This window comes from Bradyrhizobium amphicarpaeae (genome assembly GCF_002266435.3).
Lineage (GTDB): Bacteria > Pseudomonadota > Alphaproteobacteria > Rhizobiales > Xanthobacteraceae > Bradyrhizobium > Bradyrhizobium amphicarpaeae.
On sequence record NZ_CP029426.2, the window covers coordinates 5,221,828 to 5,240,739 of the forward strand.

Genomic DNA, 18,912 nt, shown 5'->3' on the forward strand with positions numbered 1-18,912 from the left:
GTCCTGTGATGCGTCCCTCCGATCGCACGACCAGGGGCGAAACAGACATTCCGGTATTCCGAAGCCAAAGTCAAGCAACAATTCTGATATTCATAATTGCAATAATTCCGAATTTTGGATTACAAGAGCGGGCGATGGGTAATCGAGGGAATCACCATGTTGGACGTTGCAATGATCGAGCGGGGCCTGGAGAAGACGGGCAAGAGCAAGGGCGGCCTCGCGGCGGCCATGGGCGTGCGGCCCGGCGCGGTCTCGGAGATCCTGGGCGGCGAGCGTCTGGTGAAGGCCTCGGAAATCGTTCCGATCATGGAATATCTCGAGCTCAATCTCGCGCCGATCATGGGGCGCGTCGGCGCCGGCGCCATGATCGAGCCGGATTACGAGCAGGTCCCCCCGGAAGGTCTCGGCGACATCACGCTGCCCTTCCCGATCATGGAAGAGACCGTCGCCTTCGAGATCGTGGGCGATTCGATGCTGCCCAAATACGAGAGCGGCGACGTGATCGTGGTCTACAAGGACCAGCGCCATCCGCTTTCCTCCTTCTACGGCGAAGAGGCCGTAGTCCGGCTCAAGACCGGCGAGCGCTATTTGAAGACGATCGAGCGGGGGAAAAGCCCGTCCGTCGTCAATCTCACCAGCTTCAATGCCAAGCCGATCGTCGGTGTCAAGCTCGAGTGGGTGGGTGAGATCTGCCTGTCCATGCCAAAGGGCCAGCTCGAGCGGATGCGCGCCAAGTCGGCGCGCCCCCGCAAGAAGGGCAAGTAAGGCTTCGCACGGCCAGCTATTTCGCTTTTTTAGAATCTGCGCTTGACTTACTTCCGTTTTTCGGAAATAATCTGCCGCGCATCCGCAACAGGGGCGCGGCAGAGCCATTTTGATGCAGTATTTCGTCGTGATGATCGACTATGGACGGCAGGGCCGCGAGGCGGTCGTCGACCCCGAAATCACGAGGCGCGAGGTCATCTCGCGCATCGCCTCGGGCGAATACCGGAATGTCTCGTTCATCCACGAGATCGCCGGAAGTTCGGTCGAGGACGTCACCGAGGCGATCCTGACCGAGGCCGCCCTGCCCCAGATCCCGCCCGAGGATATCGACCTGCAGGCAATTCGCCTCGATCACGCCCACGATCTGCGCAAACACGAACGGACGTGACGCAGGCCCGTAGGGAGCCTGCGTCACCGTCCGGCCGGACATCACACCAGAAGCACGGTCGATCCCGTGGTCTTGCGGGCGGCGAGATCAGCATGCGCCTTGGCCGCGTCCTTCAACGGATAGGTCTGGTGCACCTCGATCCTGACCGCGCCGGACTTGACGACGTCGAACAGTTCGTTCGCCATCGCCACCAGATTTTCGCGCTGGGCGGCGTAGGTGAACAGCGTCGGCCGGGTGACGTAGAGCGAGCCCTTCTGCGCGAGCAGGCCGAGATTGAGCGGCTCGACCGCGCCGGAGGATTGGCCGAACAGCGCGGCAACGCCGAGCGGAGCGAGGCAATCCAGCGATTTCAGGAACGTGTCCTTGCCGACGGAATCGTAGACCACGGGGACCTTCTTGCCGCCGGTGATCTCGTCGACCCGCTTCACGAAATCCTCGCGGGTATAGATGATGACGTGGTCGCAGCCGTGCGCCTTTGCAAGCTTCGCCTTCTCGTCGTTGCTGACGGTGCCGATCACGGTCGCGCCGAGGTACTTGGCCCACTGGCTCAGGATCAGACCAACCCCGCCCGCCGCGGCATGCAGCAGGATGGTATCGCCGGCCTTCACCCGATAGGTCTGCCGGATCAGATATTGCGTGGTGAGACCCTTCAGCATCATCGCCGCCGCGGTCCTGTCGTCGACGCCGTCAGGCAGCTTCAGCAGGCGGTCCGCAGGGATCACGCGCGCCTCGGAATAGGCACCGAGCGGCGAGGCGCCATAAGCGACGCGATCGCCCGGCTTCAGATCGGTGACACCGGGCCCGACTTCCTCGACGATCCCGGCCGCCTCGCTGCCGAGCCCGCTCGGCAGTTGCGCCGGATACAGGCCGGAGCGGTTGTAGATGTCGACGAAGTTGAGACCAACGGCGGTGTGGCGGATGCGTGCCTCGCCTGGTCCGGGCTTGCCGACGCTGACCTCCTCCCAGACCAGGACTTCCGGGCCACCGGTCTTGTGAAAACGAATGGCATGAGTCATGGGCGTTGCTCCCTTATCGTTGGTTGAGGATCCGAAAAACCGGATTGGCCGCAGAAATAGGCATTCGGTCCGCCCGTTACAGTACAGACACGTAACAAGAATGTCACAGCGCGCGACAAACGTCTCCCGTTCGATCTCCGTTCGAAAGAGTTGATGACGCGCCTGGAGCGACCGGCAGTAGCTTCTGCGCGGGGTTTGGTGGTCGCCTGCGAAGGAGAACCGAGATGCCAGCTTATGTACAGCATCATCAGGATATCGAGATCGCGCCTGTGAATTGCCCGACATGCATGGGGTTCCAACCGATGTATGTACGCGAGGTCGAACCGCATTGGAGCCTCGCCAGGATCGACTTCGTCTATGAATGCGCCGATTGCGGCGCCGAGGTCAGACAGACGATCCGCAAGCCGGAGTTGCTGCGGCACTGATCCCGCGCACGGCGAGCCGCGCAAATATCCGCGCCGAGACGTATTGCGTCGAACGGAAAAAGCGTGGTCCGTGCGGGTCTGATGCCTCCCAAACGAGGCTTGTTCTTTGCCGGGAACGCAGGCAGAACAAGCCTCAAGCAAGACCTTTGGGAGCGCCCTTTCGTGGCTGATCAGAAGGCCTCGACCTCGATCGAGGCAGTGCAGAGCGGCCTCGCCGCGCAGGGCTATATCGCGAGCCGGCAGATCGCAACGGCCGTTTATTTGTCGCAACAGATCGAGAAGCCGATCCTGGTCGAGGGCCCCGCGGGCGTCGGCAAGACCGAGCTTGCCAAGGCGATCGCGGCCTGGCGCGGCATGAAGATGATCCGCCTGCAATGCTACGAGGGTCTCGACGAGGCCAAGGCGCTCTACGAGTGGAAATACGCCAAGCAGCTTCTCTACACGCAGATCCTCAAGGACAAGCTCGGCGAAGTCCTCGGCGGCGCGCAGACGCTGCATGCCGCGCTCGAACAGCTCCACGATTTCGGCGACGTGTTCTTCTCCAAGGAATTCGTCGAGCCGCGCCCCCTGCTTCAGGCGCTGGAGCAGCCGGGCGGCTGCGTGCTGCTGATCGACGAGATCGACAAGTCGGACGCCGAATTCGAATCGCTGCTGCTGGAGATTCTCTCTGATTTCCAGGTCACGATCCCCGAGCTCGGCACCATCTCCGCAATCACGCCGCCGACGGTGATCCTCACCTCCAACAGCGAACGCGACCTCGGTGATGCCCTGAAGCGTCGCTGCCTGCATCTGCATATCGGCTTCCCCGAGCAGCGGCTCGAGGAGCGCATCGTCGAGAGCCGGGTGCCCGGCATCTCGCAGGCGCTGCGCCGGCAGATGGTCGGCTTCATCCACGAAATCCGTTCGCTGGATCTGAAGAAGCTGCCCTCGGTCAGCGAGACCATCGACTGGGCACGCGTGCTGGTGCTGCTCCAGGCCACGGAGCTCGACACCGAGATGGTCAAGGACACGCTCAACGTGCTCCTGAAATACGAAGCCGACATCGAGGCTGCATCGCCGCAGGTGACGACCTTCATTGCCAAGGCGGCCCGGTCGAACGTCTTCGGTTGACGCCGATGCGCGAGAATCTCCATCGTTTCTTTCGGGCGGCCCGCGGCGCCGGCGTTCACGTTTCGCCTGCCGAAAGCATCGATGCGATGCGCGCGGTCGCGCAGGTCGGCATCTCCGACCGCGCTGTCCTGCGCGATGCACTGCTCCTGACGCTTGCCAAATCGCAGGACGAGAAGCTCGCGCTCGGCGACTGCTTTGACCTGTTCTTCAGCCAGCCGGAGCCGCGGCAGGATCAGACCGAATCCGACAGCGAGGAGAACGCCTCGCAGGATCCGGATCAGTCGCCCTCCTCCGGCTCGGCCAGCGAAGCGGGCGAAGGCCAGCCTCCCGAGGGCTTGGGCCCGCTCGCGCAAATGCTGCTGTCGCAGGACCGCAACGCAATCGCTGCCGCCATCGCCGGCGCCTCCGGTGCCGCGTCCCTGTCGGACATTCGCTATTCCACCCAGCGCGGGATCTTTTCCAGCCGCATCCTCGATGCCATGGGCCTCCAGCGCCTGCGCGACGATCTCGACGCGCTGACCGCGACCAACCCGGCTCTCGCCGAACGTCTGCGCGCCGCGCTCGACGCCTTGCGCGAAGCCGTGCGCGACACCGTCTCGCAGGGGCTTGCGCTCTACGCCCGTGAGGAAGCCGAAAACCTCCGCAACGAGATCCTGCGCAACGCGCCGCTCGCGCGCATCGAGCGGCGCCAGGTCGCAGAGATGCGCGCCCTGATCCGCCAGATCGCGCGCCGCCTGCGCGAGCGCTATTCGAAGCCGCGCAAGCGCCAGCGCCGCGGTCATCTCGACGTCCGCCGCACCCTGCGGCGCAATGCGGCCTGGGGCGGCGTACCGTTCCTCACCGCATGGAAGCGCAAGCATCGCGACCGGCCGAAGATCGTGGCGCTCTGCGACGTCTCCGGCTCGGTCGCGCAAGTCTCCGATTTCTTCCTGCTCCTGATCCACTCGCTGCACGAGGTGGTCGACGACGTCCGCTCCTTTGCCTTCTCCTCGCACATGATCGAGGTCAGCGAGATCCTGGAAAAGAAATCGCCGGAAGAGGCGATGGCCGAGATCATGTCCAAGGTCGGCTTCGGCTCGTCCGATTACGGTTCCTCGCTGGTCGATTTCGAGAAAGACTTCATGAGCACGCTGACTCCGCAGACCACGGTGATCGTGCTCGGCGATGCCCGCAGCAACAATCTCGATCCGCGCGCCGATATACTGCGCCGCATCTCCGAACGCTCGAAGCGACTGGTCTGGCTCAATCCCGAAGGACGGCTCGCCTGGGGCTTTGGCGATTCCGAGATGCCGCGCTATGCGACCTTCTGTACGGTCGTACGCCAATGCGCCACCGCGCAGCAACTCGAGCGCGCGGTGTCCGACATCGTGGCGACTTATCAGTAGGCGCTCTCAGCGCGGCCGGCGTCAGTTTCGCGCAAGCTCCGCTTGGCCTAAATTGCACTCTCGAAAGTGATAGGCAATTTCGTCGAGCGCGCGCTGCTCCCATTCCTCGGCTTGCGCGAGCCAGAAAATCCGGCGATCGAAATCGAGCGCCGCACGCTCCCGGCACAGGGATTCCTGACTGCGAATTTCGACCAGCCTGTTCATGCACTCCACTCCTGCAGCGTGAAGTCATTCCCCGGGAATCATCGTAACAGAGTCCTCAACCTTTCGCCTCACGATTTCTATGCATATTGCGACGCAGAATGGGACAGCAGCGCTTCCCATGCATCGCAGCAACATCAAGCCGACATCATCAATATGTGATCGAAGCTTGGGACGATATTCGCAATCCAGCGATCTTTACTCTTGTGGCGCAACGAAGTGCGGCAATTCGTGAAGAGACGTTCTAAACAGCAAACCGAATTCCCGACTCATTGTCGTCGCATGGTCTTCACGCAGCGCCGCTAACAGAGGCGCAAACGGCACTATCGCTTGAGGCAACATGAGCAACGACATCGACTTCGATCTTTCGCCGGACCAATGGGAAGCCCTGCGCACGCTTCGCAATCCGGTGTCGAGCGGTCGCCTCTCGAAGGCCTATCTCGTCGAAAGCCTCGTCAAGCTCGGCCTCGTTGTCGTCAATGATGGCGTCCCCGTGATGACGCCTACGGGACGCAAGGCACTCGTGCGCGGATCATGCCGGCTGCTGGATCTTGCGGCATGACGATGCCGTTCGTTTCGGCGAAGGCATAACGACTGACGGGTGGGCCCCGCGCTCCGAACGGGGGACGACGCAAGAGGCGTCGCGTCGCCCCCGCGATACCAGAGTGACGTCCAGCGCCACTTTCCGGGGTACCCCGCGTCAATCTGGCACGGTTGTTGCTCCGATTTGACGTCCAAGTCGCGTCGAATCGGGGGAATCCACCATGTCGACCATCGCAGCGGCGCCCGCCGCCGAGCCGAAGCCGCTCTATACCTCGCTGTTCGTCCAGGTCATGGCCGCCCTTGTGCTTGGCGTCATCCTCGGGATGGCCGTGCCGGATTTTGCGATCGGGCTCAAGATCCTCAGCGACGCCTTCCTGAAGCTGATTTCGATGATCGTGGCACCGATCGTGTTCTGCGTCGTCGTGCACGGGATTGCCGGTGCCGGCGACCTCAAGAAGGTCGGCCGGGTCGGCGTCAAGGCGCTGGTCTATTTCGAGGTCATGACGACCGTGGCCCTCGTCGTCGGCCTGTTGCTCGCCTACCTCTTCGGCCCCGGCCACGGAATGAACATCGATCCCTCGACGCTAGATGCCAAGGCGCTCAACACCTACGCCGACAACGCCCACAAGCTGTCAGGCGGCGGCATCGGCGCCTTCCTGATGAACGTGATCCCGACCACCTCCTTCGATGCGCTGTCGCGCAACGACGTGCTCCAGGTGCTGTTCTTCGCGGTCCTGTTCGGCGTCGGCCTCGCGCTCGTCGGCGGCGAGAAGGGCAAGCTCGTCACCAGCATGATCGATGCCGCCTCGACCGTGCTGTTCCGCGTCATGGGCCTGATTGTTCGCGTCGCACCACTCGGCGTGCTCGGCGCGGTCGCCTACACTGTCGGCAAATACGGCGTCGGCTCGCTCAAGCAGCTCGTCTCGCTGGTAGCGCTGTTCTACGTCTCGGTCGGCATCTTCGTGCTGGGCGTGCTCGGCGGGGTGATGGCGCTCGTCGGAATCAACATCCTCAAATTCCTCGCCTACCTGCGGGAAGAGCTGACCATCGTGCTCGCGACCGCCTCCTCCGATGCCGTGCTGCCGCAGATCATGAAGAAGCTGGAGCGGATGGGCGTGAAGGATTCCGTGGTCGGTCTCGTGATTCCGACCGGCTATTCCTTCAACCTCGACGCCTTCTCGATCTACCTGACGCTCGCTGTCGTCTTCATCGCACAGGCGACCAACACGCCGCTGTCCTTCGGCGACCTCCTGCTGGTTCTCGGCGTCTCCCTGATCACCTCCAAAGGCGCACATGGCGTGCCGGGCTCGGCCATCGTGATCCTGGCCGCGACACTCAATGCGGTGCCCAGCATTCCCGCGATCGGGCTCGTGCTGGTGTTGTCGGTCGACTGGTTCATCGGCATGGCCCGCGCGCTCGGCAACCTCGTCGGCAACTGCGTCGCGACCGTCGTGGTCGCGGCCTGGGAAGGCGATCTCGACCGCGCCAAGGCGGCCCAGGTGCTGGAGGGTGGCGAACTGGTGGACGTCACGGCGGGATAGCGCCCCGGCGGATCAGTCGTTCCATTGGAGGAGCGGCGTTCCATACGCCCTCCTCCAGACCGACAGGAAGCGTGGAAACCAGGAATGGGCCACGGCGCCCTTATAGGCCCAAGTGCGATACTTCAGCCCCTGTTCCGAGATCAGCTCCTGATATCCGCCATGGACTTCGGTCGCGGTGCGAATGTCCTTCAATATCCCTTGCGCGCAGGCCCGGTACTGATCGCCGCCGGAGGCCTCGTCGTAGTCCAGCATCCGGTCCGCGAACTCGACGTTGAAGGTCGGCCAGGACGAACGTCCCTGATAGGCGGGAGCCGCAATCTTGTGGATCATCTTGTTCCGCGGATTATCCGCGGACACCAGGAAGTGAAACGTAGAGGGTATGCGGAAGCGCGGCTCCGCGATGATCAGATCCGCCGTGGCCGCGAACAGCGCCCGCTCGCCCACATCGTTCATATCCCAGAAGCCGCGATGCACGCCGACGAAATCCAGCGCGACCGCGGACACCGGCGGGCCCTTCGGACCATCCAGGGAATGCCTGATGTAGCCGTCTTTGCCGAACAGACGGAGCAGGTCCTTCTTGTAACGAGAGAGGTCGCGTCCGAGCAGCCGCTTCAGCTCGTTCTCGTCAACGATGCCGAGCTGCACGCTCCACAGGAAGGTGGTGTAGACGCAGGCATTGGTGACAAAGCGCCTGCGTTCCGCACGGGTATCCGTTGCAGCGGAGCGAGGGCCACGCGCATCACACAACAAATACCCGGCGCCGTCATCGTCGAATGGCTCGAGCGCGCTTGCGAGCTGCAGGACCGCACGCCTCAGGTCACCGCCATATTCGGCCAGCAGCAGCCGGCCGGCATGCGCGCATTGTGCCATCGCCAGATAGGACGGCGGCCTCTGATCGGCCGAGATCATCTGTTGCAGGCCGGCGAGAATGCCGAGCAGCGTATCCGAGGGCCGCGAGAAATAGTTCACGCCGAGGTACCGACCGCGCCCCGCCGGGACGATGGTCGTCGTGACGACATCGGCACGAACCGCCTCCAGCAACAAACGGACACTCTTGTCGAGCAGGCGCCCCCGCCGCACCGCGTCCTGCGCATCCATGATGGTCTCGGGGTCGAGCACATCAGGATAGAACCAGGCGAAGTCGCGGGGGTAATAGGCCGACGCATGTGGCGCGCCCGTGACGAGGAAGGCCTCGGTCACCGAAAAGGCGCTGTCCATCGAGTGCCGGTAAAGGTCCTCGATGGCCGACAACGAATGGTGCGACTTTCTCAGGAATCGATCACCGAGAAAATTGACCGCCTGGAGGGCGTTGGCGAAGAAGGTCGCGGCCACGCCTTGGTAAAATCGGTTTCCGCGATCTGAGGGCAACGAGATATCGCTATTTATATGTGGCTAAGGTAGCTCCGATGGTGCGGCCACCACCCGAACCATCGCTGATTCGTATTTCGCCCAGATGACGTGCCGGCTCCCCCCTGGGGGCATCTTCGAGCTGTCCAGCCTAGCCTTCCCGTGGCCTGAAATTCTCGATCACCCGCAGCAGCACCCGCGCACCGGCGTCGGCATCGGCGAGCTCCACATGCTCGTCCGGGTGGTGGCTGATGCCGCCGCGGCAGCGGACGAAGACCATGCCGACATCGGCGATGTCGATCATGGCCATGCCGTCGTGCCCTGCCCCGCTCGGCAGCTCGAACACCGAGAAGCCCTCCGCGCCGATCGCCTGCGCGATCTGCGCCTTGAGCCACGGCGCGCAAGGCGCGGTGCGGTTCTCGTGGGTGACGTCGAGCTGGAGGGCCAGGTGCCGGCGCTTGGCGATCGCCTCGATCTGGCGGACGATGTCGGCGACCGCGCGTTTGCGGTGCATGTCGGTCGGCGCGCGCATGTCGATGGTGAAGGACACCTCGCCCGGAATGACGTTGGTCGCGCCGGGCCTCGCCTGGATGTAGCCGACAGTACCGACAAGCCCACTCTCGTCGGTGCGGCAAAACTGCTCGATCGCCCCGATGCATTCGGCCGCGCCCGCGAGCGCATCACGCCGAAGCGCCATCGGCACGGTACCGGCATGACCAGCCATACCGGTCAGCCGCGCGGCAAGCCGCGTGGCACCGGCAATCGCGGTGACGACACCGACAGGCAGGTCCTGCGCTTCCAGCACCGGCCCCTGCTCGATGTGCAATTCGAGATAGGCAAGCAGCTCGCGCCGGGTCCGCGCGGCCGCACCGATATGATCGGGGTCGAGGCCGAACTGCACGAGCGCATCGCGCATCGACACACCGTCGTGGTCACGCACATTCAAGACACTCTCATCGAAGGTGCCGGCCACCGCGCGGCTGCCGAGCAAGGTCGAAGCGAAGCGCACGCCCTCCTCGTCGGCGAAGCCGACGATCTCGATCGCGAACGGCAGGCGCCTGCCACGGCGATTGAGATCCGCAACGCAGGCAATGGCCGTGATCACGCCCAACGGCCCGTCCCATTTTCCGGCATCGCGTACGGTGTCGTAATGCGAGCCGAGCATCAGGCAAGGCGCACCCGGCCGCTCGCCTTCGTAGCGGCCGCAGACATTGCCGATCGCGTCGAGACGCGCGCTCATGCCGGCGTCGCGCATCCAGCTCAGGAGGAGGTCCGCCCCCTCGCGTAACTGCCTGGTGAGATAGATGCGGGTGAGGTTGTCGCTACTTTCCGAGATCGCAGCCAGACCATTGATCCGACGCACGATCTCTTCGCCGAGCGAGGCATTTTGAACGGCGTTGACGGCACCCATCTCGACGAGCTTCCTCTTCTCTGGACCGCGGCAGCGGCCGTCCTGGCGACAATCGGTAGAGGTTCGGCGGCCCATCACGCGCCGGCGCGGCTCAACACCGATAATTTCGTTCTTATCAGGGCTAGGACGACCCGTATATTCAATATTTTCAATCAATTACCCCGAAATCCCTTCAGCGATCACGGCCGGCTGATGGAGAGGGTTCACTGCGAATTCGTGTATGAAGGGCGGACCAGCGCAGCCGATCTCGGCACGATCGTCTGGGCATGGCGGGCAATGACGCGGAGGATCAATGGACGGCGCATCGAAGCGTGACGAGCAGTTTCTCCGTTTGTCTTTCGCGGTTGCGCGCCGCTCCCTCACCCATGGCAACCACCCGTTCGGCTGCATCGTGGTCGATGCGGACGGGAAGGTGCTGATCGAGACCGAGAACGGCTACATGCCGGATCACGACGGCACCGCGCATGCCGAACGTCTCGCGGCCACCCAGGCCTGCCGCACACTCGGCCGCGAGGTGCTGGCAACGGCGACGCTCTATTCTTCGGCAGAGCCCTGCGTGATGTGCGCCGGCGCGATCTATTGGGCCGGCATCGGCCGCGTCGTTTACGGCCTCAGCGAGCATCGCCTGCGCGGCGTCACCGGCAACCATCCGGAGAATCCAACCCTCGACCTGCCGTGCCGCGATGTCTTTGCCAGCGGCCAGCGGCCGACAGAGGTCGTCGGTCCGCTGCTCGAGGACGAGGCCGAAGCGCTGCACGACGGTGTGTGGACGAAGTAGGCGTTACCACAAGCGCCGATCTGTAGGGTTGGCAAAGGCGCAAAGCGCCGTGCCCACCATCGGACTGCTACGAAGCAGAGGTGGTGGGCACGCTTCGCTTGCCCACCCTCCGACGGCCGGGCGCCTGGCGATCAGAACTTCACGGTGATGCCGGAGTAGAGCGAGGATTCGGTGCACGACCCCGTACTCACCCTCGCCCCGCCGACCAGGGTGGTGCAGCCAACCGCGTTGTTGTGATCAAGGCCGAACTTGTTCTGCCAGTAGCGATAGGCGACCCAGACGTCGACGAAGTGCGAGTACTTCTCACCCCAAATCGCCTTCGAGGCATCCATCGTCAGACGGATCGGCTCAGAATTTAACTCGACCTTGGTCGGATAAACGCCGTTGGCAACGCTGGCTGGAAGCGGTTCGGTGTCGGTGCCCTTCTTGCCATACCAGCCGGCGCGGCCGCTGATCGAGAAGTACTGCATGTTCGGCGGCAGGAAGCCGAGATCCATGTAGTAATTGATCTCGACGGCCCAGGTCGGCTTGAACGAGGTATTGCCGTCCGCCAGGCAGGTCACGCCGGGAACGCCCGGACCGAACAATCCGCACTGGCTGAACGAGTTGTGATTGGCGAACTCCCAGTACACCAGCGGCGCAACGTTGATGTAACCCTTGTAGGGCAGATCGAACGCAAACTGCAGACCGCCGACGACATCGCGCTTGGCGGCGCCGAAATATCTGTTCTCGGTATTGGCATCCATGCCAACCTCGAACGAGATGTTGTGAAGCGGCCCAGCGGTGAACGTCTTGGTGTCGAAGAGCTCATTCCAGCCGAACGTCGAGCGGAACAGCCCGTAGATCTCGGTTGCACCAGCGCACGTTGCCGGCGCGCCGAAGATCGTGCCCGCGTTGGTGCAGGGCCCGGCCGGGTCGTTGTGATCGGACTTGAACATCGAGATGGTGAAGAAGTTCGTGCCGTAGGCCCAGGCGTCGAAATGCGTGAACGAGTAGACCTGCTTGGTGGTCTTGCTGTCGATCGACCCATCCGGCCGAGCCGACCATGCACCGGGCTGCGAGGCGTCGAAGATGTACGAGAAGGTGACGCGGTTATCGATCACCAGGAAGAACGGAAGGTCCGACGCTTTTTTGGCAGCCTTGACCGGCAGATCCGCGGCCTGAGCCAGGCCACCGGTGGCGAGCGTGGCAAGTGACAGCATCGCAGCTGCAATTGCCCTGAAACGAAACGACATCCTGAATACCCCCAAGTTGGCCACGTCAATGAACGCCCTTGGGTGCGACACTTGCGCCGATCTCCCGGAGGGAGAAGCCTCAACTTTTTTCAAGGCGTGCCGCTTGTTTTGGCAAGCGGCCGCGCTTCTTCGCGGGATTTATCAGATTTTTTGCAGTGGGCACGCGGCCGGCAAAGCCGGCTATTGCCGGACATTGCCGCTTGATTTCGTTCCTCTTTTATGTCGGGCGGATCTCGGCGGGCGTACGGTCGCGAGCCAATGTTGCGTCGATCCGCGTTGCATAATCGCGATGGCGCAACTTTGCTCACTGCGACGTCAGGTCTGCTTAGCGAGTTCCGATTTGGCTTTAACCGTCACAAATCTGCAACAGGCGCCGCCGGAGCCGCACCCGCATGGTCGTGCGGGCGTTTGAGCAGGGCTCTTGCGTCCCGGCCGACGCAAGCACGCCGACACAAGGTGCCTGCCGAAGCGTTGAGCAAGGGATGACGCATTTTCACACCTTACGCCGCGGGGCAAACTGGCCCACTATCGGGGCCATTTCACCATGCCAGCGCATCAACGAATGTTGGATTCGACACCTGACGGCCTGAATTCCGGCGAGCCCCCGCTGCTGCGGACGATCGGACTCACCAAACGCTATGGCGATTTCCTCGCCAACGATTCCATCGACATCGATATCCGGCCGAGCGAGATCCATGCGCTGCTCGGCGAGAACGGTGCCGGCAAGTCGACGCTGGTCAAGGCGATCTACGGGCTGATCCAACCCAGCGCCGGCGAGATTCGCTGGCAGGGCAAGCCGGTCGTGTTGTCCGGTCCCTCCGAAGCACGCAGCCTCGGCATCGGCATGGTGTTCCAGCACTTCTCGCTGTTCGACAATCTCACCGTCGCCGAGAACGTCGCGCTCGGCCTCGACGGGAAAGAATCCTTCAAGGACACGTCATCGCGACTGGAGCAGGTGTCGAAGCTGTACGGCCTTCCGCTCGATCCCAGACGCGAGGTCTGGCAATTGTCGGTCGGCGAGCGCCAGCGCATCGAGATCGTCCGCGCGCTGATGCAGGATCCGAAATTCCTGATCCTGGACGAGCCTACCGCCGTCCTGACGCCGCAGGAAGCCGATCAGCTTTTCATCGTGCTGGAGCGCCTCAAGGCCGAAGGCCGTGCCATCCTCTATATCAGCCACAAGCTCGAGGAGGTGAAGCGGCTTTGCGACACCGCGACGATCCTGCGCGGCGGCAGGAAGGTCGAGACCTGCAATCCCCGGCTTGAGACCGCCGCTTCGCTGGCACGCATGATGGTCGGCGGCGAGATCAAGGAGGTGAAGGCGGCGTCCGGCCGGACAACCACCGTGCCACGGCTCGTCGTCAACGATCTCTCGCTTGCGCCAGCCGAGGCGCATGGCGTGCGGCTCGAGCACATCTCGTTCGAACTGAAGGGCGGCGAGATCCTGGGCATCGCCGGCGTCGCCGGCAACGGCCAGGACGAATTGTTCGCCGCGCTGTCCGGCGAGCGTCTCTCAAAGGATCCCGGCACGGTGGTGATCGAAGGCATCGCCGCCGGCCATCTCTCGATCACGCAGCGACGCAAGCTGGGAGCAGCCTTCGTTCCCGAAGAGCGGCTCGGCCATGGCACTGCGCCGCGCATGAAGCTCTCGGAGAACGCGCTGCTGACCGGGCACGCGGCCAGCGGCATGGTCCATCACGGCTTCATCGACACCGCCGCCACGCTGAAGACGGTGGACCGCGCGACCGAAACATTTGATGTCCGCAAGGCCAAGCGGGATCCCGAGGCTGCCAGCCTCTCCGGCGGCAATCTGCAAAAGTTCATCGTGGGACGCGAGATCCTGCGCAACCCCGCGGTGCTGGTGGTGAGCCAGCCGACCTGGGGCGTCGATGCCGGCGCCGCTGCCGTCATTCGCCAGGCGCTGCTCGATCTCGCAACCGCAGGCGCCGCCGTGCTGGTGACCAGCCAGGATCTGGACGAGCTCGCCGAGATCGCCGACCGCATCGCCGTGATGTTCCACGGCAAGCTGTCGGTACCGCTCCCCACCCGCGAGGCCAGCCGCGAAAAGCTGGGCCTGCTCATGGGCGGCAGCAGCCTCGAGCCGAAGGAGGCCGCGCATGCAGTTGGTGCTTGAGAAGCGCGCCGAGCGCTCCAACACGATCGCGCTGGTCTCGCCGCTGATCGCGATCGGCCTCACCATCGTGACCATGGTCATCCTGTTCGCGATCCTCGGCAAGAATCCGCTGCTCGCCCTGCACGCCTATTTCATCGCACCTCTCACGGACAGCTATTCGCTGCAGGAGATCGCGGTGAAGGCAACGCCGCTGGTGATGATCGCGATCGGGCTGTCGCTCTGCTATCTCGCCAATGCCTGGAACATCGGCGCCGAGGGGCAATTCCTGGTCGGCGCGGTCGCCGGAAGCTGGATCGCGGTGAAGACGCAAGGCACCGACGCCGGCGCCTGGGTGCTGCCGGCCATGTTCGTCCTCGCTGCCGCTGCGGGCGCGCTCTATGCGTTGATCCCCGCGATCTGCAAGGTGAAGTTCGGCGCCAGCGAGATCCTGACCAGCCTGATGCTGGTCTATGTCGCCGACCTCTTGCTCGACTATCTCGTGCGCGGACCCTGGCGCGACCCCAACGGCTTCAATTTCCCGACCACGGCGGAGTTCGATTCCGTCGCGACCGTCCCGTTGCTGATCGAGGGCGGCCGGCTGCATCTTGGCTCGATCATCGCGCTTCTTGTCGTCGCCGCAGCCGCGATCCTGCTCGGTCGCACTATCAAGGGGTTCGAGATCCGCGTGGTCGGCGCTGCTCCCCGCGCGGCGCGGTTCGGCGGCTTCAACGCCAATCAATTGATCATCCTGACCTTCGCGGTCTCAGGCGCGCTCGCAGGGCTCGCCGGCATCATTGAGGTGGCTGGCCCGGTCGGACATCTCCAGCCCGGCATCTCCCCCGGCTACGGCTTTACTGCCATCATCGTCGCCTTCCTGGGCCGACTGAACCCGCTTGGAATACTAATTGCAGGTCTTTTCCTTGCACTGACCTTTATCGGCGGCGAGCAGGCGCAGATCGCGATGAAGATTCCATTGGATGTCACCAAGGTCTTTCAGGGCATGCTGCTGTTCTATGTGCTCGCCTGCGATTCCCTGATCCTCTACCGATTCAAGCTGAGCTTCCCGAACCGTCAGGTGGCCCGTGGAACTCATTGAAGCCATCATCCTGGCCGTGCTCGCCGCGTCCACGCCGCTCCTGATCGCCGCGACCGGGGAGCTTGTGACCGAGCGCTCCGGCGTGCTCAATCTCGGCGTCGAGGGCATGATGATCGTTGGCGCGGCTTGCGGCTTTGCCGGCGCCTGGCTCACCGGATCGGTCTTCGTTGGCGCGTTGTTCGGCATCGTCGCGGGCACGATGATGTCGCTGATCTTCGCACTGATGGCGCTCGGGCTCGCCGTCAATCAGGTGGCAACGGGACTCGCGCTGACCATCCTCGGCGTCGGACTGTCCGGACTGATCGGCGCCGGCTTCGTCGGCGAGCGCATCACGCCCGCCGTGCACCTCCACATTCCCGGCCTGACCGATATCCCACTGATCGGCCGCGTGCTGTTCGGCGAGGATGGCTTCGTCTACGTCTCCATTGCCCTCGTCATTGGCGTCTGGTGGTTCCTGTATCGCACCCGGGCGGGATTGATCCTGCGCGCCTGCGGCGACAATCACGTCTCCGCGCATGCGCTCGGCTATCCCGTGCTGCGCATCCGCACCTTTGCCGTGATGTTCGGCGGTGCCTGCGCGGGCCTTGCCGGCGCTTATCTGCCGCTGGCCTATACGCCGTTCTTCATTCCCGGCATGACCGCGGGCCGCGGCTGGATCGCGCTGGCGCTGGTGGTGTTCTCGTCCTGGCGCCCGGGACGGCTCGTGATCGGTGCCTATCTCTTCGGGGCCGTGACGATCCTGCAGTTGCACGCGCAGGGCTGGGGCATCGGCATTCCCTCGCAATTCATGTCGGCGCTGCCTTATCTGGCCACCGTCATCGTGCTGGTCCTGCTCTCCCGCGCGCGCAGCGGCGGCTCGACCGCACCAGCCGCGCTCGGCACCGTGTTCGTGCCGGACCGCTGAATTGCATTTCCGCAACGGGCGCGACGGGGCGCGCAATTGCGGATCGTGGCTTTCCCCTGATGTTTGGAGATCGATGATGAGGAAATCACTTCTTGCGCTGGCCACCGGACTCCTGCTTGCCGGCAGCGTCAGTGCAGCCTCCGCCGCCGACAAGCTCAAGGTCGGCTTCATCTATCTGGGTCCGATCGGCGATCTCGGCTGGACCTATCAGCACGATCTTGCGCGCCAGGCGCTGGTGAAGGAGCTGGGTGACAAGATCGAGACCACCTATCTCGAGAACGTGCCCGAAGGCCCCGACGCCGAGCGCTCCATCGAGCAGCTCGTCCGCGCCGGCAACAAGCTGATCTTCACGACGTCGTTCGGCTACATGGACCCGACGCTGAAGGTCGCGAAAAAATATCCGAACGTCCATTTCGAGCACGCCACCGGCTACAAGCGCAACCCGAACATGTCGACCTACTCGGCGAAATGGTTTCAGGGCCGCTACATCCAGGGGCTGATCGCGGCCAAGATGTCGAAGTCCGGCGTGCTCGGCTATATCGGCTCGTTCCCGATTCCGGAGGTCGTCTCCGGCATCAACGCGACGATGCTGGCGGCGCAGACCATCAACCCGAACATCAAGGTCAAGATCATCTGGGCCAACACCTGGTTCGACCCCGGCAAGGAGGCCGACGCAGCCAAGGCGCTGATCGACCAAGGCGCCGACGTCATCATGCAGCACACGGATTCGCCAGCCGCGATGCAGATCGCCAGCGAACGCGGCAAGCTCGCCTTCGGCCAGGACTCCGAGATGATCAAGTTCGGGCCCAAGACCCAGCTGACCTCGATCCTCGATACCTGGGGCCCCTATTACATAGAGCGGGTCAAGGCCGAGCTCGCCGGCACCTGGAAGTCGGAGGATAGCTGGGGCGGCCTCGACAGTCACATGTTCGCGATGGCGCCCTATACCAACATGCCTGACGACGTGAAAAAATTGGCCGAGGATGCCCAGGCCGCAATCATCGCGGGCAAGCTGAATCCGTTCAAGTGCCCGATCGTTGGGCAGGACGGCAAGCCGGTCGAGTGCAAAGGCGGCGATCACCTCGACGACGGCCAGATTCTCGGTATGAATTTCTACGTCAAAGGCATCGACGACAAGCTTCCGGGCAAGTAGCACGCTTCTTGCTTTACCCAAATCACCTGCTCCTCCCGGAGGAGGTTCGGAGGGGGTGGCCAGAAGCACCCGGCACTTGTGGTCGCCCCCTCTTTCATCCCATCCGCATGGCCTCCGCCGCCGAACTGTGGCGACGGATGAGGTCTGTCACGTCGAGGCCCGGGATCGCGCCATCGATCACGGCCCATTTTCCCGCTACCATCACGCGGTCGGCCCGATGCGCTCCGCACAACACCAGCGCGGCCAAGGGGTCGCCATGGCCGGAGAAGCGCAGCTCGTCGAGCCTGAACAGCGCGAGGTCCGCAGCCTTGCCGACCGCGATCTCGCCGAGTTCCGGTCGGCCGACGCAGGCCGCCGAGCCCTTGGTGGCCCAGCGCAGCGCATCCTTGTGGCTGACTTTCGCTACGCCATAGCGAGCCCGTTGCAGCAGGAAGGCGGCACGGACCTCCTGCATCAGGTTCGAGCCGTCGTTCGAGGCCGAGCCGTCGACGCCGAGCCCCATGCCGACGCCGGCCTCCTCCATCTCGCAGACCGGGCAGCAGCCGGACGCCAGCAGCTGATTGCTGCACGCGCAATGGCTGATGGTCGTCTTCGCCTTGCCTAGCCGTTTCATCTCGTCGGCGTTGAAGAATATGCCGTGGGCGAGCCAGGTCCGCGCGTTGAGCCAGCCGCATTGCTCGAGATAGTCGAGCGGACGGCAGCCATACATCTGCTCGCAGAATTTGTTCTCGTCTTCCGTCTCGGCGAGATGGGTGTGCAGGCGCACGTCGAGCTTGCCGGCGAGATCGGCGGTGGCGCGCATCAGCGACGTCGTCACCGAGAACGGCGAGCACGGCGCCAGCGCGATCTGCACCATCGCGTCCGCGCCGCGCTGGTGATGCCTGGCCACCGCGCGCGCGCTGTCGGCGAGGATCGTGTCCTCGTCCTGCACGACACTGTCAGGCGGCAGGCCGCCATCGCGCTGCGACAGGTTCATCGAGCCGCGCGTCAGCAGGACGCGCATGCCGAGCCGCTTTGCGACGCCGACCTCGATATCGACGGCGTCCTCAAGGCCCGCCGGGAAGACGTAGTGATGGTCCGTCGTGGTGGTGCAGCCCGAGAGCAGCAGCTCGGACATCGCCACGGTGACGCCGAGCTCGAGCGCCTTGGGCGTCAGCTTCGCCCAGACCGGATAGAGCGCCTGCAGCCAGGGGAACAGCTCCCGGTCCATCGCCGCCGGCAGCGCCCGCGTCAGCGTCTGGTAGAAGTGATGATGGGTGTTGATCAGGCCCGGCAGCACGACGTGTTCGCTGGCATCGAACACCGCGACATCCGCCGTCGCAGGCGTGCGGCCCGCCGGCACCAGCTCGACGATCCGGCCATCCTTCACCACGATCCCGCGCGCGGCGCCGTCGGCGAGGATGGCCAGCGGATCCCGGATCCAGATCGGAGTTGCATCGCTCATGATCTCGCTTCTCCCTTACATCCGCTGACAGGCCTGCCAGGTAAAGGCCGGCCCGGT

19 protein-coding genes are annotated in these 18,912 nt (G+C 63.8%); 13 read left to right on the plus strand and 6 right to left on the minus strand.

Features of this window, described 5'->3' with window-relative positions:
* Positions 1–156 precede the first annotated feature (156 nt).
* On the plus strand, positions 157–765 hold the full coding sequence (locus CIT40_RS24620) for a S24 family peptidase (RefSeq protein WP_094891299.1): 609 nt from the start codon (positions 157–159) through the stop codon (positions 763–765).
* Between the two features lie 112 nt (positions 766–877).
* Entirely contained in the window at positions 878–1,153 is a 276-nt protein-coding gene (locus CIT40_RS24625) for a hypothetical protein (RefSeq protein WP_094891298.1), read from the plus strand.
* Positions 1,154–1,194: 41 nt separating this feature from the next.
* Here CIT40_RS24625 and CIT40_RS24630 read toward each other — a convergent pair whose 3' ends face one another.
* Positions 1,195–2,169 carry a quinone oxidoreductase family protein gene (locus CIT40_RS24630; protein ID WP_094891297.1) on the minus strand — a complete coding sequence of 325 codons (975 nt, stop codon included), beginning with the start codon at positions 2,167–2,169 and terminating at the stop codon, positions 1,195–1,197.
* Positions 2,170–2,393: 224 nt separating this feature from the next.
* Here CIT40_RS24630 and CIT40_RS24635 point away from each other — a divergent pair, with 224 nt between their 5' ends.
* The 3 genes from CIT40_RS24635 to CIT40_RS24645 all read left to right on the plus strand — a co-directional run bounded on the left by CIT40_RS24635 (position 2,394) and on the right by CIT40_RS24645 (position 5,089).
* Positions 2,394–2,594, plus strand: coding sequence for a hypothetical protein (locus CIT40_RS24635; RefSeq protein ID WP_094891296.1), 201 nt, complete (start codon positions 2,394–2,396; stop codon positions 2,592–2,594).
* Between the two features lie 162 nt (positions 2,595–2,756).
* Positions 2,757–3,704, plus strand: a complete 948-nt coding sequence (locus CIT40_RS24640; protein WP_162307657.1) for an AAA family ATPase — start codon at positions 2,757–2,759, stop codon at positions 3,702–3,704.
* Between the two features lie 5 nt (positions 3,705–3,709).
* Entirely contained in the window at positions 3,710–5,089 is a 1,380-nt protein-coding gene (locus CIT40_RS24645) for a vWA domain-containing protein (RefSeq protein WP_094891626.1), read from the plus strand.
* Between the two features lie 21 nt (positions 5,090–5,110).
* Here CIT40_RS24645 and CIT40_RS24650 read toward each other — a convergent pair whose 3' ends face one another.
* Positions 5,111–5,293 carry a hypothetical protein gene (locus CIT40_RS24650; protein ID WP_094891295.1) on the minus strand — a complete coding sequence of 61 codons (183 nt, stop codon included), beginning with the start codon at positions 5,291–5,293 and terminating at the stop codon, positions 5,111–5,113.
* 337 nt (positions 5,294–5,630) lie between these two features.
* On the opposite strand from CIT40_RS24650, the gene CIT40_RS24655 reads away from it, so the two are divergent.
* Entirely contained in the window at positions 5,631–5,852 is a 222-nt protein-coding gene (locus tag CIT40_RS24655) for a hypothetical protein (protein WP_094891294.1), read from the plus strand.
* 202 nt (positions 5,853–6,054) lie between these two features.
* Positions 6,055–7,374, plus strand: coding sequence for a dicarboxylate/amino acid:cation symporter (locus CIT40_RS24660; RefSeq protein ID WP_094891293.1), 1,320 nt, complete (start codon positions 6,055–6,057; stop codon positions 7,372–7,374).
* Between the two features lie 12 nt (positions 7,375–7,386).
* Here the strand turns inward: CIT40_RS24660 and CIT40_RS24665 are convergent, their stop codons facing one another.
* Positions 7,387–8,760: a hypothetical protein gene (locus tag CIT40_RS24665; RefSeq protein ID WP_094891292.1), complete on the minus strand. Its 1,374-nt coding sequence runs from the start codon at positions 8,758–8,760 to the stop codon at positions 7,387–7,389.
* A 112-nt stretch (positions 8,761–8,872) separates the two neighbouring features.
* Positions 8,873–10,132, minus strand: a complete 1,260-nt coding sequence (locus CIT40_RS24670; RefSeq protein WP_094891625.1) for an allantoate amidohydrolase — start codon at positions 10,130–10,132, stop codon at positions 8,873–8,875.
* On the opposite strand from CIT40_RS24670, the gene CIT40_RS24675 reads away from it, so the two are divergent.
* On the plus strand, positions 10,109–10,447 hold the full coding sequence (locus CIT40_RS24675) for a hypothetical protein (RefSeq protein ID WP_148667228.1): 339 nt from the start codon (positions 10,109–10,111) through the stop codon (positions 10,445–10,447). The two genes, CIT40_RS24670 and CIT40_RS24675, sit on opposite strands and share 24 nt — an antisense overlap.
* Positions 10,425–10,910: a nucleoside deaminase gene (locus tag CIT40_RS24680; protein ID WP_094891291.1), complete on the plus strand. Its 486-nt coding sequence runs from the start codon at positions 10,425–10,427 to the stop codon at positions 10,908–10,910. The genes CIT40_RS24675 and CIT40_RS24680 overlap by 23 nt, the downstream gene beginning before the upstream one ends.
* A gap of 131 nt (positions 10,911–11,041) precedes the next feature.
* On the opposite strand, the gene CIT40_RS24685 is transcribed toward CIT40_RS24680, so the two are convergent.
* Positions 11,042–12,145 carry a hypothetical protein gene (locus tag CIT40_RS24685; RefSeq protein WP_094891290.1) on the minus strand — a complete coding sequence of 368 codons (1,104 nt, stop codon included), beginning with the start codon at positions 12,143–12,145 and terminating at the stop codon, positions 11,042–11,044.
* Between the two features lie 544 nt (positions 12,146–12,689).
* Between CIT40_RS24685 and CIT40_RS24690 the strand changes: the two genes are divergently transcribed.
* The 4 genes from CIT40_RS24690 to CIT40_RS24705 all read left to right on the plus strand — a co-directional run bounded on the left by CIT40_RS24690 (position 12,690) and on the right by CIT40_RS24705 (position 17,411).
* Entirely contained in the window at positions 12,690–14,279 is a 1,590-nt protein-coding gene (locus CIT40_RS24690; RefSeq protein WP_162307658.1) for an ABC transporter ATP-binding protein, read from the plus strand.
* Complete coding sequence (locus CIT40_RS24695; protein ID WP_094891288.1) at positions 14,263–15,354, plus strand: ABC transporter permease; 1,092 nt, start codon at positions 14,263–14,265, stop codon at positions 15,352–15,354. The genes CIT40_RS24690 and CIT40_RS24695 overlap by 17 nt, the downstream gene beginning before the upstream one ends.
* Positions 15,341–16,258, plus strand: a complete 918-nt coding sequence (locus CIT40_RS24700; RefSeq protein ID WP_094891287.1) for an ABC transporter permease — start codon at positions 15,341–15,343, stop codon at positions 16,256–16,258. The genes CIT40_RS24695 and CIT40_RS24700 overlap by 14 nt, the downstream gene beginning before the upstream one ends.
* A gap of 76 nt (positions 16,259–16,334) precedes the next feature.
* The gene (locus tag CIT40_RS24705; RefSeq protein ID WP_162307892.1) at positions 16,335–17,411 is read left to right on the plus strand and encodes a BMP family ABC transporter substrate-binding protein; all 1,077 of its coding nucleotides are present in this window, start codon (positions 16,335–16,337) and stop codon (positions 17,409–17,411) included.
* A 94-nt stretch (positions 17,412–17,505) separates the two neighbouring features.
* On the opposite strand, the gene CIT40_RS24710 is transcribed toward CIT40_RS24705, so the two are convergent.
* Entirely contained in the window at positions 17,506–18,855 is a 1,350-nt protein-coding gene (locus CIT40_RS24710) for an 8-oxoguanine deaminase (RefSeq protein WP_094891285.1), read from the minus strand.
* Positions 18,856–18,912 lie beyond the last annotated feature (57 nt).